General features: G+C 64.4%; 23 protein-coding genes. 14 read left to right on the top strand and 9 right to left on the bottom strand.

Annotated features, from left to right (window positions below; genetic code table 11):
• Window positions 1–224: 224 nt before the first annotated feature.
• Together EAH75_RS09410 and tpx are read left to right on the top strand one after the other, a co-directional pair.
• Window positions 225–662, top strand: a complete 438-nt coding sequence (locus EAH75_RS09410) for a CopD family copper resistance protein (protein WP_140648373.1) — start codon at window positions 225–227, stop codon at window positions 660–662.
• A 27-nt stretch (window positions 663–689) separates the two neighbouring features.
• Complete coding sequence (gene tpx / locus EAH75_RS09415; RefSeq protein WP_140648374.1) at window positions 690–1,190, top strand: thiol peroxidase; 501 nt, start codon at window positions 690–692, stop codon at window positions 1,188–1,190.
• A gap of 7 nt (window positions 1,191–1,197) precedes the next feature.
• Here the strand turns inward: tpx and EAH75_RS09420 are convergent, their stop codons facing one another.
• Together EAH75_RS09420 and azu are read right to left on the bottom strand one after the other, a co-directional pair.
• A complete protein-coding gene (locus EAH75_RS09420) occupies window positions 1,198–1,617 on the bottom strand; it encodes a group III truncated hemoglobin (RefSeq protein ID WP_140648375.1) in 420 nt (139 codons plus the stop codon).
• 84 nt (window positions 1,618–1,701) lie between these two features.
• Window positions 1,702–2,148 (bottom strand): azurin, encoded by a 447-nt coding sequence (gene azu / locus EAH75_RS09425; RefSeq protein WP_140648376.1) that lies wholly within the window; start codon window positions 2,146–2,148, stop codon window positions 1,702–1,704.
• 149 nt (window positions 2,149–2,297) lie between these two features.
• Here azu and fdxA point away from each other — a divergent pair, with 149 nt between their 5' ends.
• A complete protein-coding gene (fdxA, locus tag EAH75_RS09430) occupies window positions 2,298–2,621 on the top strand; it encodes a ferredoxin FdxA (RefSeq protein WP_140649572.1) in 324 nt (107 codons plus the stop codon).
• A gap of 140 nt (window positions 2,622–2,761) precedes the next feature.
• Here the strand turns inward: fdxA and gap are convergent, their stop codons facing one another.
• Window positions 2,762–3,763, bottom strand: coding sequence for a type I glyceraldehyde-3-phosphate dehydrogenase (gene gap / locus EAH75_RS09435; protein WP_140648377.1), 1,002 nt, complete (start codon window positions 3,761–3,763; stop codon window positions 2,762–2,764).
• A gap of 159 nt (window positions 3,764–3,922) precedes the next feature.
• On the opposite strand from gap, the gene EAH75_RS09440 reads away from it, so the two are divergent.
• The 4 genes from EAH75_RS09440 to EAH75_RS09455 all read left to right on the top strand — a co-directional run bounded on the left by EAH75_RS09440 (window position 3,923) and on the right by EAH75_RS09455 (window position 8,016).
• Window positions 3,923–4,741: a S1/P1 nuclease gene (locus EAH75_RS09440; RefSeq protein ID WP_140648378.1), complete on the top strand. Its 819-nt coding sequence runs from the start codon at window positions 3,923–3,925 to the stop codon at window positions 4,739–4,741.
• Between the two features lie 117 nt (window positions 4,742–4,858).
• Window positions 4,859–6,328 (top strand): pyruvate kinase, encoded by a 1,470-nt coding sequence (gene pyk, locus EAH75_RS09445; protein ID WP_140648379.1) that lies wholly within the window; start codon window positions 4,859–4,861, stop codon window positions 6,326–6,328.
• Between the two features lie 97 nt (window positions 6,329–6,425).
• On the top strand, window positions 6,426–6,866 hold the full coding sequence (locus tag EAH75_RS09450) for an energy transducer TonB (protein ID WP_140805246.1): 441 nt from the start codon (window positions 6,426–6,428) through the stop codon (window positions 6,864–6,866).
• Window positions 6,867–7,011: 145 nt separating this feature from the next.
• A complete protein-coding gene (locus EAH75_RS09455) occupies window positions 7,012–8,016 on the top strand; it encodes a class I fructose-bisphosphate aldolase (protein ID WP_140648381.1) in 1,005 nt (334 codons plus the stop codon).
• A gap of 92 nt (window positions 8,017–8,108) precedes the next feature.
• Here the strand turns inward: EAH75_RS09455 and EAH75_RS09460 are convergent, their stop codons facing one another.
• The gene (locus tag EAH75_RS09460) at window positions 8,109–8,708 is read right to left on the bottom strand and encodes a porin family protein (protein WP_140648382.1); all 600 of its coding nucleotides are present in this window, start codon (window positions 8,706–8,708) and stop codon (window positions 8,109–8,111) included.
• A 206-nt stretch (window positions 8,709–8,914) separates the two neighbouring features.
• A complete protein-coding gene (locus EAH75_RS09465; protein WP_140648383.1) occupies window positions 8,915–9,568 on the bottom strand; it encodes an outer membrane beta-barrel protein in 654 nt (217 codons plus the stop codon).
• 228 nt (window positions 9,569–9,796) lie between these two features.
• Between EAH75_RS09465 and tkt the strand changes: the two genes are divergently transcribed.
• Window positions 9,797–11,806, top strand: a complete 2,010-nt coding sequence (gene tkt / locus EAH75_RS09470; protein ID WP_140805248.1) for a transketolase — start codon at window positions 9,797–9,799, stop codon at window positions 11,804–11,806.
• 62 nt (window positions 11,807–11,868) lie between these two features.
• Here the strand turns inward: tkt and EAH75_RS09475 are convergent, their stop codons facing one another.
• Both EAH75_RS09475 and EAH75_RS09480 read right to left on the bottom strand, forming a co-directional pair.
• Entirely contained in the window at window positions 11,869–12,507 is a 639-nt protein-coding gene (locus tag EAH75_RS09475; RefSeq protein ID WP_140805250.1) for an HAD hydrolase-like protein, read from the bottom strand.
• The gene (locus tag EAH75_RS09480) at window positions 12,507–13,688 is read right to left on the bottom strand and encodes a phosphoglycerate kinase (protein ID WP_140648386.1); all 1,182 of its coding nucleotides are present in this window, start codon (window positions 13,686–13,688) and stop codon (window positions 12,507–12,509) included. Before EAH75_RS09480 ends, EAH75_RS09475 begins: the two co-directional genes overlap by 1 nt.
• A gap of 186 nt (window positions 13,689–13,874) precedes the next feature.
• On the opposite strand from EAH75_RS09480, the gene maiA reads away from it, so the two are divergent.
• Window positions 13,875–14,546 carry a maleylacetoacetate isomerase gene (maiA, locus tag EAH75_RS09485; protein WP_140805252.1) on the top strand — a complete coding sequence of 224 codons (672 nt, stop codon included), beginning with the start codon at window positions 13,875–13,877 and terminating at the stop codon, window positions 14,544–14,546.
• A gap of 167 nt (window positions 14,547–14,713) precedes the next feature.
• Here the strand turns inward: maiA and EAH75_RS09490 are convergent, their stop codons facing one another.
• The gene (locus tag EAH75_RS09490; RefSeq protein WP_170212207.1) at window positions 14,714–15,826 is read right to left on the bottom strand and encodes a PilT/PilU family type 4a pilus ATPase; all 1,113 of its coding nucleotides are present in this window, start codon (window positions 15,824–15,826) and stop codon (window positions 14,714–14,716) included.
• Window positions 15,827–15,907: 81 nt separating this feature from the next.
• Here EAH75_RS09490 and EAH75_RS09495 point away from each other — a divergent pair, with 81 nt between their 5' ends.
• The 5 genes from EAH75_RS09495 to glmS all read left to right on the top strand — a co-directional run bounded on the left by EAH75_RS09495 (window position 15,908) and on the right by glmS (window position 21,221).
• Window positions 15,908–16,474 (top strand): DUF4398 domain-containing protein, encoded by a 567-nt coding sequence (locus EAH75_RS09495; protein ID WP_140648388.1) that lies wholly within the window; start codon window positions 15,908–15,910, stop codon window positions 16,472–16,474.
• A complete protein-coding gene (locus tag EAH75_RS09500; protein WP_140648389.1) occupies window positions 16,471–17,130 on the top strand; it encodes a hypothetical protein in 660 nt (219 codons plus the stop codon). Before EAH75_RS09495 ends, EAH75_RS09500 begins: the two co-directional genes overlap by 4 nt.
• A gap of 366 nt (window positions 17,131–17,496) precedes the next feature.
• A complete protein-coding gene (locus tag EAH75_RS09505; protein ID WP_140648390.1) occupies window positions 17,497–17,724 on the top strand; it encodes a YdcH family protein in 228 nt (75 codons plus the stop codon).
• 160 nt (window positions 17,725–17,884) lie between these two features.
• Window positions 17,885–19,255 (top strand): pyridoxal-phosphate dependent enzyme, encoded by a 1,371-nt coding sequence (locus EAH75_RS09510; RefSeq protein ID WP_140648391.1) that lies wholly within the window; start codon window positions 17,885–17,887, stop codon window positions 19,253–19,255.
• Window positions 19,256–19,391: 136 nt separating this feature from the next.
• Window positions 19,392–21,221, top strand: coding sequence for a glutamine--fructose-6-phosphate transaminase (isomerizing) (glmS, locus tag EAH75_RS09515; RefSeq protein ID WP_140805254.1), 1,830 nt, complete (start codon window positions 19,392–19,394; stop codon window positions 21,219–21,221).
• Between the two features lie 24 nt (window positions 21,222–21,245).
• Here the strand turns inward: glmS and EAH75_RS09520 are convergent, their stop codons facing one another.
• Complete coding sequence (locus EAH75_RS09520; protein WP_140805256.1) at window positions 21,246–24,203, bottom strand: bifunctional diguanylate cyclase/phosphodiesterase; 2,958 nt, start codon at window positions 24,201–24,203, stop codon at window positions 21,246–21,248.
• Window positions 24,204–24,531 lie beyond the last annotated feature (328 nt).

Consider the following 24,531-nt stretch of genomic DNA (forward strand, 5'->3'; position numbering starts at 1 on the left):
GGCGGCAACGCCGGTCGATCCTCTTGATGCAGGTCAGGTCGTGCTGCGTCGGTGCTGCACGAATTGTCGCAGACGACCGCGCGGACGGCTGGATCTCCTCGGCTTCGCGCAGGGCGGTCATGTCGTCAACGCTGCAGGCGTGGAGCGACCGCACTTGATGCAGGTCATGGCCGCCGCGTCCGTTGCAGCGGAGTCTGTCCACCTGACCTGCACCGAGGTTCGCCGTGACTGCCTGGTACCCATGGATTGTCCTGTTGCACCTGTCCTGCGCGATCGTGTTTGTCGGCGCGGTGGTGTTCGAGGTGCTGGTGGTCGAGTCGCTGCACAAACACTTCGACGGCGCCACCATGCAGCGCATCGAGCAGGCGGTGATGGCGCGTGTGCGCCGGTTCATGCCGGTGGTGGTGATCGCGCTGTTCGTCAGCGGCGGGGTGTTGTTCGACATCCGCTGCGGCGGGATCGCCTGCGTGGGTTCGCGTTTCGGCGACCTGTTGCTGCTGAAGGTGCTGCTGGCGTTCGGTGTGCTGGCTGTGTTCGTCAACGCGATGTGGGCGATGCGCCGCGGCGTGATGGATGTCTGCCGCTTCCGGCATACCCACCGGGTCGTGCTGGGCTTGATGGTGGGCATCGTGTTTCTGGCCAAGACCATGTTCTACTTGTAGCCGTCCATTCAACTACGAGGTAGTGCGATGTCCGATGTCACGTTCAAGGGCCAGCCGATCAGCGTCGATGGCCAGTTTCCGGTGGTCGGCAGCAAGGCGCCGGCGTTCCGCCTGGTCGGCAGCGACCTGTCCGATGTCGCGTTGTCGAGCTATGCCGGCAAGCGCAAGGTGCTCAATATCTTCCCCAGCGTGGATACCGGCGTATGCGCCACCTCGGTGCGCCGCTTCAACGCGCTGGCCGGCGGCTTGAGCAACACGGTGGTGCTGTGCATCTCGGCCGATCTGCCGTTTGCGCAGGCCCGCTTCTGCGGCGCCGAGGGGCTCGATCAGGTGATAACCCTGTCGCTGATGCGCGGGCGCCAGTTTCTCAACGATTACGGCGTGGCCATCGCCAGCGGCCCGCTGGCTGGCCTGGCTGCGCGCGCGGTGCTGGTGCTGGACGAGCACGACAAGGTGATCCACGCCGAGCTGGTCAGCGAGATCGGCCATGAGCCGGATTACGACGCGGCGCTGAAGGCGCTGGGCTGAAGCGAGCCTATGCCGGTCCGATGCTGACGATCGGCACGCCGAAGGGGCGTGCCTGCGGATTCAGGCCCAGGCCGAACTTGAGGCTGCGTCCGATGCGCTGGGCGTATTCCACCATCTGCGCAGCGCTGGCTTCGTCCAGCACCTCGGTGCTGGTTTCGAGCCACAGCGCGATCCAGTGATCGAAGTGTTCGGCGCGGATCGGATGCGGTCGATGCGCCGCCATCGGGTTGCCGCGGTAGCTGCCCGTGCGCAACGCCACCGATGACCAGAACGAGGTCAGCAGGGCCTTGTGCTCGTCCCAGTCGTGCACCGCCGCGTTGAACACCGGCCCGAGCTGTGCATCGATGCGCACCTTCTCGTAGAAGCGGTCGACCAGGGTGGCGATGGCGTGCTCGTCGAAGGGCGCCGGTGTGTTTATTTCTGGCATCGTGGATCGGTCGGCGTTTGATCTGCAGGTTGGCCGGTCACGCGCCCGGCAGATGGCGGCCGGGCGCGTGATGGCGGGTCAAGCTTACTTGCCCAGGCTCAGCGTGCCCTTCATCAGCGCGGCATGGCCGGGAAAAGTGCAGAAGTAGGCATAGGCTTCGCCGGCCTTGAGCATGGCCACGTTGAAGGTAGCCGTATCGGACTCGCCGCCGCCGATCAGCTTGGTGTGCGCGATGATGCGGGTGTCCGCCGGCTTCTCGTAGTTGTTGGCCGCGCCGGCCTTCATGCCGTCGGCCACCACGCCGGATTCGTCGGTGCTGTGGGCGAGCACCCAGTTGTGCCCCATCGCGGTCTTGGGCAGTTTGCCGGTGTGCTTCAGGGTCACCGCGAAGGTCTTGCAGGTTTTCGGCACGGTGATGGTTTTCTGGTTGTATTGCATGGCATCGCTGCCTTCGATGGTGGTCGCGCATTCGGCGGCCATCAGCGGAGTGGACAGCAGGCCGAGCAGGGCGAGGGCAATCAGTTTGCGCATGGGAACAACTCCAGTGAATTAGTGTGGGGGTAAGCTGCAACATGATTGTGCGGCAGCCTGGCGCGGCCAGCCCTGATCTGGGTCAGAGCTGTGTCTACCGTTGTCACCGACACTGTACGCATGTCCCGGCTGTCGCCGAAGGAGGCATGATGACGCACGTCGTCACCGACAACTGCATCAACTGCAAGCACACCGATTGCGTCGAGGTGTGTCCGGTGGACTGCTTTCACGCCGGGCCGAATTTCCTGGTGATCGATCCGGACGAGTGCATCGACTGCACCCTGTGCGTGGAGGAATGTCCGGTGGGCGCGATCTTCCCCGAGCTCGATGTCCCGGCCGGGCAGGAGATTTTCATGTCGATCAACGCGGAGCTGGCCAGGGAATGGCCGGTACTGACCAGCAAGATCGCCGCGATGGAAGATGCCGCCAAGTGGGATGGCGTGCCGGACAAGTTGCCGCTGCTGAAGCGTTGAGCAAAAAAAACCGGGCATTCGCCCGGCTTTCCGTTTTTTGCGGCAGCGACTCTATAGTGGGAGCGACTTCAGTCGCGATGCTCTTCCACCACGAAACGGAAAGGCATCGCGGCTGAAGCCGCTCCCACAGGAGCGGCGGCTTACTTCGCCACGACTCGCACCATTTCCAGGCACTTGTTCGAGTAGCCCCACTCGTTGTCGTACCAGCTGACCAGCTTGACGAAGGTGCTGTCCAGCGCGATGCCGGCGTCGGCGTCGAACACCGAGGTGCAGGTCTCGCCGCGGAAGTCGGTCGCCACGACCTTGTCTTCGGTGTAGCCGAGGATGCCCTTCAATGCGCCTTCGCTCTGCGCCTTCATCTCCGCGCAGATCTCCGCGTAGGTCGCCGGCTTTTCCAGCTCGACGGTGAGGTCGACCACGGACACATCCGAGGTCGGCACGCGGAAGCTCATGCCGGTGAGCTTCTTGTTGAGCTCGGGAATCACCACGCCGACGGCCTTGGCGGCGCCGGTGGAGGAGGGAATGATGTTTTCCAGGATGCCGCGGCCGCCGCGCCAGTCCTTGTTGCTCGGGCCGTCGACGGTCTTCTGCGTGGCGGTTGCCGCATGCACGGTGGTCATCAGGCCGCGCTTGATGCCCCACTTGTCGTGCATGACCTTGGCGATCGGTGCCAGGCAATTGGTGGTGCAGCTGGCGTTGGAGATGATCGCCTCGCCCGCGTACTTCTTGTCGTTGACGCCATAGACGAACATCGGCGTGTCGTCCTTCGACGGTGCGGACAGGATCACCTTCTTCGCGCCGGCATCCAGATGCTTCTGCGCGGTGACCTTGTCCAGGAACAGGCCGGTGGATTCGATCACCACGTCGGCGTTCACCTCATTCCACTTCAGTGCCGCCGGGTCGCGCTCCTGGGTCAGGCGGATGGTCTTGCCGTTGACGACCAGATGACCACCTTCCACCTTCACGTCACCTTTGAAGCGACCGTGCACCGAGTCGTAGCGCAGCATGTAGGCAAGGTAGTCCGGCTCAAGCAGGTCGTTGATCGCCACGATCTCGATATCGTTGCCGAAGTTCTGTACGGCAGCGCGCAGCACGTTGCGACCGATGCGGCCGAAGCCGTTGATGCCGACCTTGATGGTCATGAGGGAACGTCCTCCTGAGGATGATGGGATGTCGCGAATGGGCTACCACGGGGCTGCGGCGCCGGTATTTCAACCGTGAAATCTTACAATGAAAGCACCGTTGCCGCCCGCGTCCGATCGTCGCTATGGCAGACTGCGGCCTTTATGTCGGAAGTTGCCATGTCCCGCCCAAGCCGTTCGATCGCCTTCGTCCTGGCCCTGCTCGCGGTCGTGCCGCAGGCCGGGGCATGGGGGCCGCTTGGCCACAGCGTGGTGGCCGAACTGGCACAGCGTCACCTGAGCCCGGCGGCCGAGGTCGAGGTCGAGCGCCTGCTGGCGCCGGAACACACCAGGTCGCTGGCCGACATCGCCAACTGGCCCGATCAGATCCAGGACGATCCGGCGCGTGCCGCCCTGTGGAAGCAGACCCGCGGCCAGCACTACATCAATTTTCGTGGTGGCAGCCATTGCGATTACGAGCCGCCGCGCGATTGTCGCGATGGTCGCTGCGTGGTGGCGGCACTGCAGTACTACGTGGGTGTGCTGGGCGATCGCAGCCAGCCCGATGGTGCACGTCGCGAGGCGCTGAAATTCGTGGTGCATTTTGTCGGCGACATCCATCAGCCGTTGCACGCCGGCGATCGCGACGACAAGGGCGGCAACACGTATCAGGTGCAGTTCGACGGCAAGGGCAGCAACCTGCACAAGGTGTGGGACTCGGGCATGTTGTACAGCCGCGGGCTCGACTGGCAGGCCTATGCGCAACAGCTCGACTCGGCGGTTCCGGTGGCGGTGCCCCTGCCGATCGCGCCGCTGGACAATCCTTACGCGCAATGGGCGGAAGAGTCCTGCCGGATCACCGCGCAAGCCGGGTTCTATCCGGATGGCCACGCGATCGACCCGGCGTACGTCAAGGCGCAGTTGCCACAGGCCGAGCTGCGCTTGCGCCAGGCCGGCCGGCGCCTGGCCGATGTACTCAACCTGGCGTTGATGCGCTGACTTGCGGCGGCATCCAGCGGATGAATCCGTGCGCTGGGTCGAATCCGGGCATCCAGACGTCCATTGCATACGTTTGCAGCGCTGGCGCCGAGGCCTACATCTGCTAGCCTCGACTGCATGACCGATACCACTCTGCGCCGCACCAAGATTGTCGCCACGCTCGGCCCCGCCACCGACGCGCCGGGCATGCTCGAAAAACTCATCGCCGAAGGCGTCGACGTGGTTCGGTTGAACCTGTCGCATGGCGTTCCCGACGACCATCGCGCACGGGCGAATGCCGTGCGTGCCGCCGCGGCGGCAGCCGGGCGCGAAGTCGGCGTGCTGGCCGATCTGCAGGGCCCGAAGATCCGCATCGAGACATTTGCGAACGGGCCGGTGGAACTGGTTGACGGCGCATTGTTCGTGCTCGATTGCCGCCCCGATGCCCCACCGGGCGACGTCACCCGCGTCGGCGTCAGCTATTACGGCCTGCCGCAGGACGTGCATGCGGGCGATGTGCTGTTGCTGGATGACGGCCTGGTCGCGTTGACCGTACTGGACGTGGTCGGCGTCGAGGTGCGTTGCCAGGTGCTGATCGGCGGCAAGCTATCCAACCGCAAGGGGCTGAACCGGCAAGGCGGCGGGCTTTCGGTGACGGCGCTGTCGGACAAGGACAAGGCCGATATCAAGCTGGCCGCCGAAATCGGCGCGGATTTCCTGGCGGTGTCGTTCGTGCGTTCGGCCGAGGACATGCACCAGGCCCGCCGCCTGCTGCACGAGGCCGGCGGCAACGCCGCGCTGGTGGCCAAGATCGAGCGCGCCGACGCGATCCCGGTGCTGGGCGAGATCATCGACGCGTCCGACGTGGTGATGGTGGCGCGCGGCGACTTGGGCGTGGAGATCGGCGATGCCGAACTGCCCGGCCTGCAGAAGAAGATCATCCGCGAGTCGGTGCAGCGCAACCGTGCGGTGATCACCGCCACGCAGATGCTGCAGTCGATGGTGCGCTCGCCGATCCCGACCCGCGCCGAGGTGCTCGATGTGGCCAACGCCGTCATCGACGGCACCGACGCGGTGATGCTGTCGGAGGAAACCGCCGCCGGTGCGCATCCGGACAAGGCGGTGGCGGCGATGCGCCGGATATGCCTCGGCGCCGAGCGCCAGTTCGAGCCGAAGGAGGATCTTGCCGCGGGCGGCCATCGGCTGGACCGCACCGACCAGGCGATCGCGCTGGCGGCGATGCTGCTGGCCGGCGAACTCGGTGTTCGCGCGATCGTGGCGCTGACCGAATCCGGCGCCACTGCGCAATGGCTGTCGCGCTATCGCACCGCCATACCGATCTACGCGCTGTCGCCTCTGGCCGATGCCCGCCGGCGCATGCTGCTGCTGCGCGATGTGCGGCCGGTGGCGTTTTCGCACGAGGGTCTGAGTTCGGCAGCCACGACCCGCGCCGCGGTGCAGCAGCTGTTTGCGCAAGGTCGTTTGAGCGAAGGCGACCGCGTGGTGCTCACCCACGGCGATCACGTGGGCCAAGGCGGCGGCACCAATACGTTGAAGCTGCTCTCGGTGGGTGCCGACGGCATGGTGGAGAGCCTGCGCAACCTTTGATGCTGACGCGCGGCTGTCCGCCGGGTACGCGTGAAGTGCTGCGCGAACGAAGGGCGGCTACACTCTGGACAGGTGCCATCCGGCCCAGGAGATCATCATGAAATCCATCTTTCGCCCGCTTCGCCAGGGTCTGCTGCTGGCATTCTCGCTGGCTCTTGTGGCGCCAGCATTTGCGCAGTCACGCATGGTCGATCAGCAGGATCTCTACCGTTCCTGGATCCTGCTCAATACCAAGGTACAGATGGATGCGCCCAACAGTGGACTGAACCTAGACAAGCCCGGTTGCGCGGCGGTGACCTACACCGTCGGCTCCGATGGTGTGCCGATGGATGTGCAGGTGGTCAAGGTGGTGCCCAAGAGCGACCTGGGCCCGGTGGCGCGCAGCGCGGTGTCCAATTTTCGTTACGGCCCATCGCTGAGCAACCGCATCGGTGAACCGGTGGCGACCTACTACATCGTGCCGTTCAACGCGCCCAAGGACCCGGCGCAGCGCCAGCAGCTGATGGCTGCCTGCAAATTGCCCGGCTACGGCGCCTGAGTCGACACCGACCCGGCGTGGCGCGAGCCTGAGCATCCGGCTCGCCAATCTGGCCTATAATTGACGTTTTGAACCATGCCGCTTCGGTCTCGAGGCGGCTTCAACCTTGTGCTGGCGGGCCATGCCCCCGCACCACGGAGTCGTCATGAGTATTGAAGATCTCGAAAGCATCGCCCTGGCGATGGTTGCGCCCGGCAAGGGCATCATCGCCATCGACGAGTCCACCAACACCATCAAGAAGCGCTTCGAGGCCGTCGGCATCGAGAATACCGAGGAAAACCGTCGCGCCTACCGCGAGCTGCTGCTCACCACGCCGGGCCTGAACGAGCACATCTCCGGTGCGATCCTTTATGACGAGACGATCCGTCAGTCGACCAAGGACGGCGTGCCGTTCACCCAGCTGATGAAGAAGCTCGGCATCATCCCCGGCATCAAGGTCGACAAGGGCCCGCAGCCGCTGGCCGGCTTTCCCGGTGATGTGGTCACCGAAGGCCTCGATGGCCTGCGCGAGCGCCTGCAGGAATACGCCAGGCTCGGCGCGCAGTTCGCCAAGTGGCGCGCGGTGATCAACATCAGCGAAGACAACCCCAGCTCCACCGCGATCGAGGCGAACTGCCACGTGCTGGCGCGCTACGCCGCGCTGTGCCAGGAAGCGGGTCTGGTGCCGATGGTCGAGCCCGAAGTGATCATGGACGGCGACCACAGCATCGAGGTCAGCTACGAAGTGCATGAAGCCGTGCTGCGCAGCCTGTTCAACGCGCTGTACGAGCAGAACGTGATGCTGGAAGGCACCATCCTGAAGATCAGCATGGTGATCCCGGGCAAGGACTCGGACGAGCAGGTCGACGTCGAGGAAGTGGCCGAGGCCACCGTGCGTGTGCTCAAGACCACCGTGCCGGCCTCGCTGCCGGGCATCGTGTTCCTCTCCGGTGGCCAGACCGATCTGCAGTCCACCGCACATCTGAACGCGATGAACCAGATCGGCCCGCACCCGTGGCCGCTGTCGTTCTCGTACGGTCGCGCCATGCAGCAGGCGGCGTTGAAGCTGTGGGCGAAGGACATGAAGGCGAACTACGCCGAAGCGCAGAAGACCGTGTACTCCCGCGCGCGCGACAACGGCCTGGCGGCACTGGGCCAATGGAACGGCTGATCGCAAGAGTGCGTCGATGACGACGCGAGCGATCAAGCAAAAAAGGGCGCCGGAAGGCGCCCTTTTTTGTGTTGCCATCGTCTGCTACGCGATCAGAAGCGGTATTCCGCGCTGACCGAGACCATGTCGGTGCTCAGGTTCACGCGATCCTTCTTCGCGTCGTAGTAGTCGTAGTTCAGGCCGAGACTGACGTTGTTGCTGAAGTCGTAACCCACGCCGGCGCCGGCGTACCAGCTGGTGTTATCCAGGCCCTTGCGGACCGGGTTGGCGTCGTTGCTCAGGCCGTGGCCTTTCCAGCCGTAGATACCGGTGCGTGCGCTGACGTACCAGTTCGGGCTGACGTTGAAATGGCCGTTCACGCCGGCAGTCCAGCCATGCAGCTGCGACTTGTTGTCCGCCACGACCGGCTGGCTGTTGAAGATGTTCTTGGCGTGGATGTTGCCCAGGTCGTTGTAACCCACCTCGGCACCCAGCGCGACGGACGGGTTCAGCGCCCAACGGTAGCCACCGTTGATGCCATAGCCGGTATCGTTGTCGTTGTAGGCACCGTGGTTGATCGAGGTCTGGCCCACATTGCCGTTGACGAACCAGCCGTCGTTGTGGGTCGGCGCGCTCTGCGCGAACACGGACGGAACGGCCAGCAGGCCGGCGGAAGTCAGGGCGAGGGCAAACAGGGTCTTTTTCATTTTCATGGGAAGCTTCTCCGGTTGTTGTCATGGCAGTCGGCCCAGAGGGGGAGTGGCCGCTGCTGAAAGCGCGCTGCCCAATCAGGCGGCGACACTTGAACACTTAGATGGGACGCCGGCCGGAAGATTCAATACCAATAAGTTCAGTATTAAGCCGACGTTAATCCGGAGCGGGATGACGCGGAAACCCGCGTCATCCCGCCGTATCCAGGTCAGAAGCGATATTCGGCCGTCAGTGATGCCGTGTCGGTGGACAGGCTGATGCCGTCCTTCTTGGCGTGGTAGTAGTCGTACGCCAGGCCAACGCCGAAGTGATTGTTGATGTCGTAGCCCACGCCGGCACCGGCGTAGTAGTCGACCTTGTCGAGGTTATGCCGGTTGATGTCCTGGTTGGCATAGCCGTGACCCTTCCAGCCATACACGCCGGCGCGTCCGCTGACATACAGACCCTGCCAGACATTGATCTTGCCATTCACGCCGGCGGTCCAGCCGCGCAAGGCATTGCGCTGATCCTTCAGGTTGACGTCATTGCTGTTGAATGCATTCTTCAGCTTGAAGTTGCCGAGATCGTTGTAGCCCGCGTCCACGCCGAGCCCGAGATCCTCACCCACCTTCCAGCGGTAGCCACCGGTGACGGCATAGGTGGTTGGATGGTCGTTGTACGGTCCCTTGTTCACGTGGGCCTGACCCACGCGGCCATCGACAAACCAGTTGCCGCTGCCGATCGCCTGGCCCGGCTGGTAGTTGCCGGTAGTCGAGGCGGTGTTGTCGCTGGTGGTCGGAGCGGGTGTGGCGTCCTGCGCCAGGGCGGGCAGGGTGCACAGGGCGGTGGAGACGATGGCGAGAGCGATGAGCGTCTTTTTCATGGGGAACTCCTCTTCTAATTGAACCGGGCCGTCGATCGTGGGGACGATGCATGCGGTCGGGCAGCGCCTGGGGATGGCTCTGCGGGGCGTATTACTAGCGGGGCGATGCTGAAGCTCGCTGAACCGGATGGGCTGGTGTTAAGCAGTTATTAATCCCGGCGCCGCGAGCGACAGCGGGCTGGCTTATCGGCGACAATGGGCGCTTTTGCACCCTCCGGAGACTGCCCGATGACCACCCGCCGCGAACTTGCCAACGCCGTGCGCGCCCTCGCCATGGACGCCGTGGAGGCAGCCAAGTCCGGTCATCCGGGCATGCCGATGGGCATGGCCGACATCGCCGAGGTGCTGTGGAACGACTTCCTGCAGTTCAATCCGGCCAATCCCAAGTGGGCCAACCGCGATCGTTTCGTACTCTCCAACGGCCACGGATCGATGCTGCAGTACGCGCTGCTGCACCTGACCGGGTTCGACCTGCCGATGGATCAACTCAAGCACTTCCGCCAGCTGCACTCGAAGACCGCCGGCCATCCCGAAGCCAGCGAAACCCCAGGCGTGGAAACCACCACTGGTCCGCTCGGCCAGGGCCTGGCCAATGCGGTCGGCTTCGCGCTGGCGGAGAAGGTGCTGGCGGCACATTTCAACCGCGCCGGGCATGACATCGTCGATCACCATACCTACGTGTTCCTCGGCGACGGCTGCCTGATGGAAGGCATTTCGCACGAAGTCGCCTCGCTGGCCGGCACCTGGCAGCTCGGCAAGCTGGTGGCGATCTACGACGACAACGGCATCTCGATCGACGGCGAAGTGCACGGCTGGTTCACCGACAACACCCCGGCGCGCTTCGAGGCGTACGGCTGGAATGTGATCCGCGGTGTGGACGGCCATGACGCCGAGGCGGTGAAGAAGGCGATTGCCGCCGCTACCGCGCAGAGCGACAAACCGACGCTGATCTGTGCCAAGACCATCATCGGTTTCGGTGCGCCACACAAGCAGGGCAAGGAAGAGAGCCACGGTGCGCCGCTGGGCAAGGAAGAGATCGCCGCAGCCCGCGCGCAGCTGGGCTGGAACCATGCACCGTTCGAGATTCCTGCCGAGATCTACGCCGCTTGGGATCATAAAAAGGCCGGTGCCGAACACGAGCAGGTCTGGAACGATGCATTCGCGAAATACGCTGCTGCGCATCCGGAACTGGCCAGCGAATTCAAGCGTCGCCTCGCCGGCGAACTGCCGGCCAACTGGGCCGCGAAGTCGCAGGCGTATATTGCGAAGCTGCAGGCCGAAGGTCCGGAAGTCGCCTCGCGCAAGGCTTCGCAGATGAGCCTGGATGCATTCGGCCCGCTGTTGCCGGAACTGATCGGCGGCTCGGCCGACCTGGCCGGTTCCAATTTGACCAAGTGGAAGGGCAGCCTTGATGCTGCCACCGGCAACAGTGCGGACGGCAAGGGCAACTACGTCTACTACGGCGTGCGCGAGTTCGGCATGACCGCGATCGCTAATGGTCTCGCGCTGCACGGTGGCTTCATTCCGTACGACGCCACCTTCCTGGTGTTCTCCGATTACGCACGCAACGCGGTGCGCATGAGCGCGCTGATCCCGGCGCACGCGATTCACGTCTACACCCACGATTCGATCGGCCTGGGCGAGGACGGCCCGACCCACCAGCCGGTCGAGCACATGGCCAGCCTGCGCTACATCCCGAACAACCAGCTGTGGCGTCCGTGCGATGCGGTGGAATCGGCCGCATCGTGGAAGGCGGCGATCGAGCGCAAGGGCGCGCCGTCGTGCCTGATCTTCTCGCGGCAGAACCTCAAGCATCAGCAGCGCAGCGAGCAGCAGGTCGCCGACATCATGCGCGGCGGCTACGTGTTGTCCGATCCGCTGGATACGAAGTTCCAGGCGATCCTGATTGCCACCGGCTCGGAAGTGGAGCTGGCGATGGAGGCGATGCGCGCGCTGGCGCAGCAGGGCGTGGCCGTGCGCGTAGTGTCGATGCCATGCACCGAGGTGTTCGATGCACAACCGCTGGAATACCGTGAAGGCGTGCTACCCGGTTGGTGCCGTGCTCGCGTGGCGGTGGAAGCCGCCACTGCCGACTTCTGGCGCAAATACGTGGGTCTGGACGGCGAAGTCGTCGGCATGACGACGTTCGGTGCTTCGGCTCCGGCGCCGCAACTGTTCGAGCACTTCGGTTTCACCGTCGCCCACGTGGTCGACGCGGTGAAACGCGTTATCCGCTGAGCATCCTCGACAGATAAAAAGGCCGCGGCCATGCCGCGGCTTTTTTATGCGAGACATTGAATTCAGGTGAGCAGCAATGTGGCCAATTCGTCCGGCGTCGCGGCGATGGCGTGGGCACCAGACAGCTCCAGTTCCGTGCGGCTGCCGAAGCCCCACAGCACTCCGAAACCGCGAACCTGATTGGCCACCGCGCCGTCGATGTCGAAGTGGCGATCGCCGATCATCACCGCATCGTCCGGTTTGCAATCGAAGTCAGCCAGTGCCTCGGCGATCATCGAGGCCTTCTCGCTGTGCGGGCTGTCAGGATGCGGGCCGTACAGGCGCAGGAATGCCTCGCCGAACGGCAGGTGGGCGATGATTGGCGCGGCGTGCCGGTGCGGCTTGCTGGTCACCACCGCCAGTTGGTGGCCGGCACCGAGCAGCTGTTCGATGAGCGCTTCGATGCCCGGATAGATCTCATGCTCGCGCCAGCCGTGCGTGTTGAAGCGCTCGTGGTAGTACTCCACGGCGGCCTCGATTCGCGCGGCGTCGTGATCCAGCAGCGGCGCGAAGCTGTGCCGCAGCGGGGGGCCGATCCAGCCACGCAGTTCTTCATGCGCCGGCGCGGGAACATCCAGCCGTGCCAGCGCATGTTTCACGCACGCGGTGATGCCGTGCTCGGAATCGATCAGGGTACCGTCGAGGTCGAACAGGCAGAGCATTACTTCGCGGCTCGTGCCTTCAGCGCGGTGACTGCCGGCAGTTCCTTGCCTTCGAGGAATTCAAGGAAGGCACCGCCGCCGGTGGAGATATACGACACCTTGTCGGCGATGCCGTACTTGTCGACCGCGGCCAGCGTGTCGCCGCCGCCGGCAATCGAGAACGCATTCGACTCGGCGATCGCATGAGCCAGCGTCTCGGTACCCTTGCCGAACGCGTCGAACTCGAACACGCCGACGGGACCGTTCCACACTACCGTTCCGGCCTTGGCAATCAGTCCGGCATAGAGTTCGGCGGTGCGCGGTCCGATGTCGAGGATCATCTCGCCGTCGTTGACCTGGTCGACCGGTTTCACCGTCGCCGGAGCCTGCGCGGAGAACGCCGGCGCCACCACCACGTCGACCGGCATCGGCACCGCGGCGCCGCGGCGCTTCGCATCGGCCAGTACCTTTTTCGCCGCGTCGATCAGGTCGGGCTCGTACAGCGAGTTGCCAACCGAGTGGCCCATCGCGGCGATGAAGGTGTTGGCGATGCCGCCGCCGACGATCAGCTGGTCGACCTTGCCGATCAGGTTGTCTAGCAGGGTCAGCTTGGTCGACACCTTGGAGCCGGCGACGATCGCCAGCAGCGGATGTGCCGGATGCTCCAGTGCCTTGCCCAGCGCGTCGAGTTCCGCGCACAGCAGCGGACCGGCCGCAGCGATCGGGGCGAACTTGATCACGCCATGGGTCGAGGCTTGTGCGCGGTGCGCGGTGCCGAAAGCGTCCATCACGAAGATGTCGCACAGCGCGGCATACTTCTTTGCCAGCGTCTCGTCGTCCTTGCCTTCGCCGACATTCATCCGGCAATTTTCCAGCAACACCACTTCACCGGCAGCGACTTCGACACCGTCGAGATAGTCGGCCACCAACCGTACCGGCGTGCCGAGCTGCTCGCGCAGCCAGGCGGCGACCGGTGCCAGCGAGGACTCGGCGTCGAACTGGCCTTCCTTCGGTCGGCCCAGATGCGACAGCACCAGCACGCGTGCGCCGGCGTCGCGGGCGGCCCTGATCGTCGGCAGGGCGGCACCGAGACGCTGGGTCGAGGTGATCTGGCCGTGGTCGTCGATCGGCACGTTCAGGTCTTCGCGGATCAGCACGCGCTGATCGCGCAAATCGAGGTCACTCATGCGGATGACTGACACGGCGGAGCTCCGGTGTGGGGTTTGGGATCGGCCCGGTTGGGCGGCAACCGCCTATTGTCCGGCGCACCGGGTGCCGATGCAAACGCGATCCGGCTGCTCCTGCGCCGGAAGGCGGCATGCCAGCCACCAGTGTGCAGAGGTCACATTGTGGTAAAACTGCGCCTATCCGTGCAGGGGGAGTGGCTCATGGCTAGCGGGTTGGTGCTCTACGGCTACTGGCGTTCCAGTGCCGCGTATCGCGTGCGCATCGCGCTGAATTTGAAGGGCTTGAGCTACGAGACGCGGCCAGTGCACCTGGTGCGCGGCGGCGGCGAGCAGCATGCGCCGGATTACCGCGCGCTCAATCCGCAGGGCATGGTTCCCTGTCTGCTCGATGGTGACCGGGTGATCACCCAGTCGCTGGCGATCATGGAATATCTCGACGAAATGCATCCGGAGCTGGAGACGGCCTTGCTGCCGGTCGACGCACGCGGGCGCGCGCAGGTCCGCGCGCTGGTCATGATGGTGATCAGCGATATCCACCCTCTGGGCAATCTGCGCGTGCTGCAACAGCTGGAATCGCAGTTCGGTGCCGATGAGGCGCAACGTGCCGAATGGTCGCGGCACTGGATAGCGCTGGGTTTCCAGGCGATCGAGGCGATGCTGGTCGACAATGCCGCGACGGGTCGCTATTGCCACGGCGAGACGCCGAGCATGGCCGATGCCTGTCTGGTGCCGCAGGTCTACAACGCGCTGCGCTGGAAATTGCCGCTGGACGACTATCCGACCGTGTGGCGGATCTATCAGGCGTGCAACGAGCTGGAGGCGTTCCGGCAGGCGGCGCCGGAAGCACAGCCGGATGCGCCGGCGGCAGTCTGAGAAAAGTCTTTCGCGAGAATGCCCCTCATCCGGCCCTTTGGGCTGCCTGCATTCAGGCCATCCCCGATTCTCGACCTTCAGGCGGTTGTCGCCGTGCAAATCGGCCAGCCCGACTATTTGTCACTCTGCAGGGGAAGTGGTTGTAGAGCGCCTGGTAGCCGCGAGTTTTAGAAACCCATGCCGTATGGATCGTTGCCGACCAGTTCCTGGTCGCTGCTGCCACCTTCGGCCAGCCGGATCTTCAGCGCAAGGCCGTCGCGCGAATCGGACTTGCTGAGCGCTTCCTCCAGCTCCACACGACCCTCCTTGTAGAGGCGGTACAGCGACTGGTCGAACGTCTGCATGCCTTCCTGCAGGCTGCGGTCCATCGCTTCCTTGATCTCGTGGATCTGGCCGCGGCGGATCATGTCGCGGATCAGCGGCGTGTTGAGCAGCACTTCCGCCGCCGGAATGCGCCGACCGTCCTTGCCCACCACCAGGCGCTGGCTGATCACCGCGCGCAGGTTCAGGGCCAGGTTCATCAGCACGTTCTTGTGCGCCGATTCGGGGAAGAAATTGAGGATGCGCTCCAAGGTCTGGTCGGAGTTGTTCGAGTGCAGCGTGGCCAGGCACAGATGGCCGGTTTCGGAGAACGCGATCGCCGCCTCCATCGTGTCGGTGTCGCGGATCTCGCCGATCATGATCACGTCCGGCGCCTCGCGCATCGCGTTCTTCAGCGCCTCGTGGTAGCTGTGGGTATCCAGCCCCACCTCGCGCTGGTTGACGATGGATTTCTTGTGCCGGTGCAGGTATTCGATCGGATCCTCGATGGTGAGGATGTGGCCGGGGGTATGCGAGTTGCGCTGGTCGATCATCGCCGCCAGCGTGGTCGATTTGCCCGAGCCAGTGGCGCCGACCACCAGGATCAGCCCGCGCGGCTCCATGATCAGGTCACGGAAAATGCCGGGCAGCTGCAGCTGGTCGATGCTGGGGATCTCGCTCTTGATCGCGCGGATCACCATGCCCACTTCGCCGCGCTGCTTGAACACGTTGATGCGGAAACGGCCGGCTTCCTTCACCGCCAGCGCCATGTTCAGTTCCAGGTTGCGCTCGAACTGCGGCACCTGGCCCTCGTCCATCAGCGAGTAGGCGATCTTCTTGACCATGCCGCCAGGCAGGCCGGTATTGCCCAGTGGATACAGCTTGCCCTCGACCTTGATGTTCACCGGGGCGCCGGTGGTCAGGAACATGTCCGACGCGCCCTTGTCTACCATAAGCTTGAGGAAGTAACCGATGTCCACGAATGACCCCTGTTTCTATGCGCGTTGCAATGATGGATTATGCCTGCCCACAATACGTCGCGACACACCATGAGGAATGTGATGCACATCTTTTCCCCGCTGGCCGGATCCGTTGGCCGCATTCGCACGGCAACGGCTGTCCTGGTACTGACGCTGGCGCTGACCGGCTGCGCCACGGTACCCCCGCCTGATGATTCGATGAATCTGGCGCAGACGCAATTGCAGGCGGCGCGCGATGCCGGCGCGGCGGATTATGCGCCGGTCGACCTGGGCTTCGCGCAGGACAAGTTCCAGCAGGCTCAGACAGCGATGGCCGCGCGCAAGTATGCCGACGCGGCCAACCTGGCCGAGGAGTCGCGCGCCGATGCCGAACTGGCGCGGGCCAAGGCCCGGCTGGGTGCGGCACGCGCGCAGATCCAGAGCAAGGTGCAGGACAACACGCGCCTGCGCGCCCAGGGCGAACAGGCTGCCGCCGCCGAGCCGGCACCGGCGGCAGCAGTAGCTCCCAGCTCAGCCCCCACCGAAGACATGCCCGCACCGGACTCGTCCGAGTTGTCTGCGCCCCTGCCGGGTGCCGGCTTCCAGACCCTGCCCGACAACGGCCAGCAACCGGCCTCCAGCTCCAGCATTCAGGAGGTGCAGCCATGAAGCGATTCACCCTCACCGTCGCCTCGGTCGGATTGGCCCTGATCGCTGCGGGGTCAGTGCATGCCCGTCAGGACGATATCGACATCAGCCGGTTGAACAGCAGTCTCGACCAGCTCGCCAACGACCCCGGCCTGGGTAGCTATGCGCAGGCCGAGCAGGCGCGCGCGCGCGATGCCATCAACCGGCTGGCACAGGCAGGTTCACGCGAACGCGCACATGACCTGTATCTGGCGGAAAGGCGTGTGGATCTGGCCAAGGCTGCCGCGCAGCTGCAGGACGCCCAGCTCAAGCTGACCCAGCTCGATCGCGAACACGACCAGATCCTGCTCGACAACAGCCGCCGCGATGCCGAAATGGCGCGCCGCGAACTGGAGCGCCAGCGTCTGCAATACCAGCTGGCACAGGAAGAGACCGCGCGTCTGCAGCAGCAGGGGCAGGAATACTCACAGGCGGCCGACCAGGCGCGCGCCGAGGCCGAGCAGGCGAAGAAGCTGGCAGCGGCCCAGAGCAAGGTAGCCAAGGCGGCTCGCCGCGAGGCCACACTGGCGGCGCAGGCAGCTAAGGCGATGCGTTCGCAGATGCAGGACGGCAACCCTGCCGAGACGGCACCGGTTGCGCCAAAAAATCCCGCCAAGAAGCATCCCGGCCACCCCTGAAGCGTCCCGGCTTCACGTCTGGAACGAGCCGCTGACGATCCGTCGGCGGCGGTTGGCGAGGGTTGCCACGCTTTCGGTTACGTAAACGTAAAATACTGTTTTGACAGGTTATTTGTCAAAGCGTGACGGTCATCGTGAAGGCCACATCGCAGGCTTGCACCCCCCGGATCGGGGGAGTAGGGTCAAAGTCCCACGAGGCACCCATGCCTTGTGGGTTACTGACCTGAACCATGCGCCCATCCCACGCTCGCCGCTCTACCCGCGTTCCGACAACCGGCGTGGGTCGTGCCTGTGCGCATGTGTTCAATCGTCTGCGGACACCTCCTGTCACGGTGTCCGCCAGTCCACTCTCGAGGAGGTCGGATCATGTTTGAAAACCAGCAGCGTGATGATGTCGAGGCATTGATGAAGGCGGATGCGGAATTTCGTCGGCTCTACCAGCATCACAGGCAACTCGACAGCAAGGTACACGACGCCGATATCGGCGTGCTTCCCATCGACGATGTCACCCTCGCCGGCATGAAGAAGGAGAAACTGCTGGCCAAGGCGCGACTCGAACGCATGTGGGCAGATCGGGTGCACCTCATCCACTGAGTCTGCGATTTCGCGTGAAGCGCGGCCCCGGGCTTTTCCGCATTGTCGGAAGAGTGCCGGGGCCGCCGCGTTTCCGGTGAGTGCGGAGCGGCTCGGTTATCATGGCGATCCTGCCGGTTGGATGCGTCACACCACTGGCGTCCCCTGCAACGGAGCCCCCATGACGGTCCACCAGAGTGTCCTCGAACTGATTGGACGTACCCCGATGGTGCGCGCGCAGCGTCTGGATACCGGGCCGTGCGAACTGTTCCTCAAGCTCGAGAGCGCCAACCCCGGCGGCTCGATCAAGGACCGCATCGGTCTGTCGATGATCGAGGGCGCCGAGAAAGATGGCCGCATCCGCCCGGGCGACATTCTGGTCGAAGGCACCGCCGGCAACACTGGCCTGGGCCTGGCGCTGGTCGCTCAGCAGAAAGGCTACCGCCTGATCCTGGTGGTGCCGGACAAGATGAGCCGCGAGAAGATCTTCAACCTCAAGGCGATGGGCGCCGAAGTGGTGCTGACGCGCTCGGATGTGGCCAAGGGCCATCCGGAGTATTACCAGGACATGGCCGAGCGCATTGCGCGCGAAACGCCGGGCGCCTACTTCATCAACCAGTTCGGCAACCCGGACAACCCGGCCGCGCACATCGCCACCACCGGGCCGGAAATCCTCGAGCAGATGGACGGCAAGGTCGACGCGATCGTGGTCGGCTGCGGCTCGTCCGGCACGCTCAGCGGCCTGTCGAAGTTCTTCGCCGAACATTCGCCGCAGACCGAACTGGTTCTGGCTGATCCGGTCGGCTCGATCCTGGCGCAGTACATCAACGAGGGCACGCTCTCGACCAAGTCGGCCAGCTGGATGGTCGAAGGCATCGGCGAGGATTTCCTGCCCAGCATCAGCGACTTCACCCGGGTGAAGAAGGCCTACGCGATCCCCGACAAGGAAAGCTTCCTCACCGCGCGCGAGCTGCTGGCGAAGGAGGGCATCCTGGGCGGTTCGTCCACCGGTACCCTGGTCGCCGCGGCGCTGCGTTACTGCCGCGAACAGACTACGCCGAAACGCGTGGTCACCCTGGTCTGCGACACCGGCAACAAGTACCTGTCCAAGCTGTACAACGACTACTGGATGCTCGACAACGGTTTCCTCGAACGCGAACAGCACGGTGATCTGCGCGACCTGTTGCTGCGTCCGTTCGCCCAGCGCGACACCGTGGTGATCGGCCCGAAAGAATTGCTGATCACGGCCTATACCCGCATGAAGCTGTACGACGTGTCGCAGTTGCCGGTGATGGACGGCCACAAGCTGGTCGGCATCGTCGACGAGTCGGATGTGCTGATGCACGTGCATGCCGATGAAACGCGTTTCCGCGACCCGGTTTCCACCGCCATGATGACCAGCTTGCAGAAGCTCCAGGTTGGCGAGACGATCGAGGCGCTGCTGCCGGTGTTCGAGCGGGGCCACGTGGCCATCGTGGTCGACGGCGAGCAGTTCCTCGGCCTGATCACCCGCATCGACCTGTTGAACTATCTGCGGCGCAAGGTGAACTAAGCAGTTCCTCCGGTTGTTCGCGTCGCAGCGGCAGCCGGTCCATGTCACGAAAGTTTGCAGTAATGCGGCCGCCTCAGAATGGCCGAAGTGACGGAGCCTCCACCAGGCTCCGCATTCATCAAGGGAAGCTTTGCCGATGTGCGGAATTGTTGCTGCCGCTGCCCAGCGCGATGTGGCGCCATTGCTGATTGCAGGCCTGAAAGCGCTGGAATATCGCGGCTATGACTCGTCCGGCGTGGCCGTGCTCGATCACGGCACCATCCAGCGCGTGCGGGCCAAGGGCAAGGTGCGCGAGATGGAAGCGCTGTATCTCGCCAACCCGTTCCCCGGCGGCACCGGCATTGCCCATACGCGCTGGGCCACGCATGGCGTGCCCAACGAGGCCAACGCGCATCCGCACATCGCCGGCCGCGTCGCCATCGTGCACAACGGCATCATCGAGAATTACGCCAGCCTGCGCAGCGACCTGCAGGCGGGCGGCCACGTATTCACCTCCGAAACCGATACCGAGGTCATGGCCGCGCTGATCGACCAGCGCATCAGCCATGGCGCGAACCTGCGCGACGCGGTGCTGGCCACCGTGCGCGCACTGGAAGGCGCCTATGCCATCGCCGTGATCAGCCGTGACGAGCCCGGCCGCGTGGTTGGCGCGCGCCGTGGTGCGCCGCTGCTCGTGGGCATCGGTATCGGTGAGAACTTCCTCGGCTCGGATGCGCAGGCGCTGATCCAGGTAACGAACAAGATGCTGTATCTCGATGAGGGCGACGTGGTCGAGATCACCCGCGACAGCGTGCAGGTGTACGGCCTGGACGGGCAGCCGGTCGAACGCGCCTTGCACGAGAGCGAGTTGTCCACCGATGCGGTGGAGCGCGGCGAGTACCGCCACTACATGCAGAAGGAAATCTTCGAGCAGCCGCGCGCGGTGGCCGACACGCTGGAGGCGCGCATTGGCCCGCATGGCGTGCTGCCGAACATCTTCGGCATCGACAGCGATACGCTGCTGCAAGGCACGCGCGGCCTGCACATCATTGCCTGCGGCACCAGCTATCACGCCGGCCTGGTCGCCAAATACTGGATCGAGGAATACGCGCGCCTGCCAGTCAGCGTGGAAGTGGCCAGCGAGTACCGCTATCGCGCCGCCGTGGTACCGGCCAACACGTTGTTCGTCGCCATCTCGCAGTCCGGCGAAACCGCCGACACGCTGGCCGCGCTGCGCGAGTCGCGCCGGCGCGGCTACCTCGGCACACTGGTCATCTGCAACTCGCCCGAGTCGTCGCTGGTGCGTGAGGCCGATCTCAAGCTGATGACCCGTGCCGGTCCGGAGATTGGCGTGGCGTCGACCAAGGCCTTCACCACCCAGCTCGCCGGCCTGGCCCTGCTGGCGCTGGAGTTGGCGCGCCGCAACGGGCTCGACCCGCAACGCTACGCCACCCTCTGTGCCGATCTGCAACATCTGCCGCGTGCGATCGAGAACGCCTTGAAGCTGGAGCCGGCGATCGTCGAGCTGGCCGGCGAATTCATCCATCGCCAGCACGCGCTGTTCCTCGGCCGCGGCGTGCAATACCCGGTCGCGCTGGAAGGCGCGCTGAAGCTCAAGGAAATCTCCTACATCCACGCCGAGGCCTATCCGGCCGGCGAACTCAAGCACGGTCCGCTGGCCCTGGTCGATGAGAACATGCCGGTAATCGCGGTGGCGCCGAACGGCCCGCTGCTGGACAAGTTGAAGTCCAACCTGCAGGAAGTGCGCGCCCGCGGCGGCCGTCTGATCGTGTTTGCCGATGGCGCCGCCGGCATGGACGACATGGCTGGTCACGGCGCGATGCTGCGGGTGGAGTCGGGTGGCTCCTTCATCGCGCCCGCCGTGTTCACCGTGCCACTGCAACTGCTCGCTTACCACGTCGCCGTGTTGCGCGGTACCGATGTGGACCAGCCGCGCAATCTGGCCAAGTCGGTGACGGTGGAATAGGCCCCGCAACTGCGGCGGTTTGTCTCAAGCCGTTTGCGAGTGCGGCTCCAGCCAGTACTCGATGGGTGCCGGGTGACCCAGCAGATAGCCTTGCCCCATCTCGCATCCCATCGCCATCAGCGCGTCGTGCTGGGCCTGGGTTTCAATGCCTTCGGCGATCACCTGGATATTCAGCGCGTGGGCGAGGGCGAGGATGGCGGCCACGACCGTCGTGCTGTTGGTGTTGCCGGCCTTGTCGAGTTCATGCACGAAAGCCTTGTCGATTTTCAGCATGCGCAGCGGCAGCGAATGCAGGTAGCTGAGTGACGAGTAACCGGTGCCGAAATCATCGAGCGCAGCACCGACACCGACTTGACGCAGCCGGTCCAGCGTCGCGCGCACGATTTCAGGATTGTCCAGCAGCGCGCCCTCGGTGACTTCGGCGACCAGCCGCGAGGGCGGCAATCCGATCGCTTCGACCATGCGGATGAGGCGGGCGTCGAAATCCGGATGGCGCAGGTGCAGTGCCGAGACATTGAACGTCATGAAGGTGTCTTTCACGCCGTGCCGTGACAGCAGGCTGCAGCTGAGCTCGAACATGCGCCAGTCGATGGCTTCGATCAGTCCGCTGTCTTCGGCGACCTTGAGGAATTCGCATGGCTTGAGCAGGCCGTGCTGCGGGTGATTCCAGCGGATCAGCGCCTCGTAGCCCACGATCCTGCCATCGCCGAGGCGGCAGATCGGCTGGAAATGCGGCTGGAACTGGTCGTGCTGCAATGCCTGCCGCAATTCCCCTTCCATTGCCAGCACGTCGACCATGCCCTTGGCCAGCGTTTCGTCGAATACCACGTAGCGCTTGCGGCCCAGTTCCTTCGCGCGGTACAGCGCGATGTCGGCATCGCGCAGCAACTCGTCGGCATCCACGTAATGGGCATTGCCACAGGCGATGCCTACGCTGACGGAAGGTTCCAGCTCCTTGCCGGCGATCTTCAGCGGCATGCCCAGGGTGGCCAGCACGCGCTGGGCCACGTTGATGGCGGCGGCCGGGAAATCGATGTCCTCCAGCAGGATGGCGAATTCATCGCCGGCCAGTCGCGCCACCATGTCCGGCTCGCGCACACATCGCTGAAGGCGGCTGGCGATGGCTTTCAGGAACGCGTCGCCGGCCAGATGTCCGAGGCTGTCGTTGATTACCTTGAAGCGGTCGACATCGAGGTACAGCAGGGCACAGCGGCGATCTGGATGGCGCTGAATCAGGGCCAGTACGCGTTCGATGCGGTCGCGCAGGAAGCCGCGGTTGGGCAGCGCGGTCAGCGAGTCGTGCATCACCTGGTGCTTGAGCTGACGCTGGATCTGCTCGCGCTGCGCGATCTGCTGGCGCAGCTCCAGCGTGCGTTCTTCTACCCGATGCTCCAGTTGCAGGTTGGCCTGATGCAGTGAAGCGGCGGCGCGGCGCCGATGAATGCTGTTGGCAATCTGCAGGGCGGCGAAGCTCAACAATTCCTGGTCGGCGATGCTGTAGACAACTGCTTCGGTGTAGCTCTGCACTGCCACCAGGCCAGTCACTTCGTCGCCCACCATCAGCGGCACACCGAGCCAGCACAGCGCGGGGTTGCCCATGCCCTTCAAGGAAACCTGACCCTGTCTTTCCAGCTCAATGATGTCCGGCAGGCCAGCCCTCAGCGATTGGCCGCGGCGCAGCACGTACTCGGTCAGGCCACGGCCAAGTGTTCGCCGGTCCCTGTACCGCTCGGTGCCATCCACAAAGTAGGGAAATTCCAGCGTCTCGTGATCGTCCGCCAGCAAGGCGATGAAGAAGTTCTCCGCATTGAGCAGTGCGCCGACGACGGTATGGACGCGGTTGTAGAACTCGTTCTCGTCGATGTCGGCGGTGGCCAGCTGGGCAAGCTGGAACAGTGCTGCCTGCAACCGTTCGGCGCGCTGCAGTTCGACGATGTTGTGCTGCAGGTCGTGATTGGCCTGGGCCAGTTCCTGGGTGCGTTTGCGCACGCTGTCTTCCAGGCGCTCCTTGCTCTGTTTGCGCTCCAGTGCCGTCAGGATGTGGCTGCCGACAAACTCGAGCAGCGCCAGGTCATCGTGTGAGTAGACGTTGCCCTTGTCGTAACTCTGTACCACCAGCGCGCCATGTACCTGGCCTTCGCGCAATATCGGTACGCCGAGCCAGTCATCGCTGTCCGGCCCCGACAGGATCAACGGCCCGTTCACCTGTTCCAGCAGTTGTTCGTTATTGCCCATCAACGGCATGCCGCTCGTGAGCAGATGCCAGGTCAGCGTGTGCTGTCGATCCTCCAGCGGCAGTTCCCGGGTGGTATCGGGTACATCCTGGTCCTTGATGTCGGCGTAGTAGAGGAAACGCATCGTGCGGCGCTCGGCGTCATGCCTCACGATGAAGAAGTTCTCGCCATACATCAGCGTGCTGACAATCCGGTGGATGCTTTGCAGCATCTCTGGCATGTCCAGCTCGGAACTGGCCAGGTCGGAAATCGCGAACAGGGCGCTCTGCAGGTTCTCGGAATGCTCCAGCTGGCTATGCGAGTCGTACAGGTCGGCCAGTTTCATGGCGTGATGCAGGTGACGGGCAGCCAACTGCAAGCCAGGCTCAACCAGTGTCAGCCACGCTTTTGCGTCCGCCCCGGTAACCAGTGCCACCAACAGCACCACGCGTTCCTGCTGCAACAGGCAAAAGGCAAGATGGCTCGGATCGGCAGGCGACAGCTGCAGGCCGTCGGCGGCGGCCAGGGCAGCGTGGGCTTGCGCCAGCCGATCGGCGCTGGGCGCGGCAGGTGGAATGCTGTGCAGACAGCCGCCATCGGAAGCTGTCCACAGCACGGTTGCCTTGCTGCAGCCAGGTTGAGCCTCGGCCAGTTCCACGATGAGCTCGCCTACTTCATCGGGCGTGGTGGCATCGATCAAGCGGCCGAGCCACGCCAGCGAAGGGGCGTTCTCGCGTGCATGGGCGCCGCTGGGAAAGGGGTGGCTCACGGCAACACAGCTCCCGCTGGGAACAGATACGCCGCGGCGGGGGCCCGATCGACTCCGCGGGCTGACCGGCAGGTACGAGGTGGATTTCTGATATCCATAGGCAGAATATCGGCAGGGTGACGGTTATCCGTAGGTGTCGCAAGCCGGAGGGGCTGCGCGACCACCGGTTGGCGGGGTTTGCGCGGAATCGGCCCGGAGTTATCGCGTCAGGCCGCAGCCATGCGCTGCAGGTACGACCGCGGAGTGCGACGGCGCGCAGGAGGTCACGCTTTGACTGACCGATGTTTCGCGGAACGCTGGGCAGCCACGCCTGCTTACTGCTGCGCAG

The sequence above is a fragment of the Rhodanobacter glycinis genome, from assembly GCF_006438785.1.
In the GTDB taxonomy this organism is placed as follows: domain Bacteria; phylum Pseudomonadota; class Gammaproteobacteria; order Xanthomonadales; family Rhodanobacteraceae; genus Rhodanobacter; species Rhodanobacter glycinis_A.

What these genes read in the sequence shown, in the direction of transcription:
- EAH75_RS09465 (WP_140648383.1), bottom strand. Translation starts at nt 9,568, where the DNA reads ATGAAAAAGACGCTCATCGCTCTCGCCATCGTCTCCACCGCCCTGTGC.
- EAH75_RS09420 (WP_140648375.1), bottom strand. Translation starts at nt 1,617, where the DNA reads ATGCCAGAAATAAACACACCGGCGCCCTTCGACGAGCACGCCATCGCC.
- gap (WP_140648377.1), bottom strand. Translation starts at nt 3,763, where the DNA reads ATGACCATCAAGGTCGGCATCAACGGCTTCGGCCGCATCGGTCGCAAC.
- EAH75_RS09475 (WP_140805250.1), bottom strand. Translation starts at nt 12,507, where the DNA reads ATGCTCTGCCTGTTCGACCTCGACGGTACCCTGATCGATTCCGAGCAC.
- pyk (WP_140648379.1), top strand. Translation starts at nt 4,859, where the DNA reads ATGACCGATACCACTCTGCGCCGCACCAAGATTGTCGCCACGCTCGGC.
- EAH75_RS09460 (WP_140648382.1), bottom strand. Translation starts at nt 8,708, where the DNA reads ATGAAAATGAAAAAGACCCTGTTTGCCCTCGCCCTGACTTCCGCCGGC.
- glmS (WP_140805254.1), top strand. Translation starts at nt 19,392, where the DNA reads ATGTGCGGAATTGTTGCTGCCGCTGCCCAGCGCGATGTGGCGCCATTG.
- EAH75_RS09455 (WP_140648381.1), top strand. Translation starts at nt 7,012, where the DNA reads ATGAGTATTGAAGATCTCGAAAGCATCGCCCTGGCGATGGTTGCGCCC.
- EAH75_RS09450 (WP_140805246.1), top strand. Translation starts at nt 6,426, where the DNA reads ATGAAATCCATCTTTCGCCCGCTTCGCCAGGGTCTGCTGCTGGCATTC.
- EAH75_RS09505 (WP_140648390.1), top strand. Translation starts at nt 17,497, where the DNA reads ATGTTTGAAAACCAGCAGCGTGATGATGTCGAGGCATTGATGAAGGCG.
- EAH75_RS09500 (WP_140648389.1), top strand. Translation starts at nt 16,471, where the DNA reads ATGAAGCGATTCACCCTCACCGTCGCCTCGGTCGGATTGGCCCTGATC.
- EAH75_RS09510 (WP_140648391.1), top strand. Translation starts at nt 17,885, where the DNA reads ATGACGGTCCACCAGAGTGTCCTCGAACTGATTGGACGTACCCCGATG.
- maiA (WP_140805252.1), top strand. Translation starts at nt 13,875, where the DNA reads ATGGCTAGCGGGTTGGTGCTCTACGGCTACTGGCGTTCCAGTGCCGCG.
- tkt (WP_140805248.1), top strand. Translation starts at nt 9,797, where the DNA reads ATGACCACCCGCCGCGAACTTGCCAACGCCGTGCGCGCCCTCGCCATG.
- tpx (WP_140648374.1), top strand. Translation starts at nt 690, where the DNA reads ATGTCCGATGTCACGTTCAAGGGCCAGCCGATCAGCGTCGATGGCCAG.
- EAH75_RS09440 (WP_140648378.1), top strand. Translation starts at nt 3,923, where the DNA reads ATGTCCCGCCCAAGCCGTTCGATCGCCTTCGTCCTGGCCCTGCTCGCG.
- azu (WP_140648376.1), bottom strand. Translation starts at nt 2,148, where the DNA reads ATGCGCAAACTGATTGCCCTCGCCCTGCTCGGCCTGCTGTCCACTCCG.
- fdxA (WP_140649572.1), top strand. Translation starts at nt 2,298, where the DNA reads ATGACGCACGTCGTCACCGACAACTGCATCAACTGCAAGCACACCGAT.
- EAH75_RS09495 (WP_140648388.1), top strand. Translation starts at nt 15,908, where the DNA reads ATGCACATCTTTTCCCCGCTGGCCGGATCCGTTGGCCGCATTCGCACG.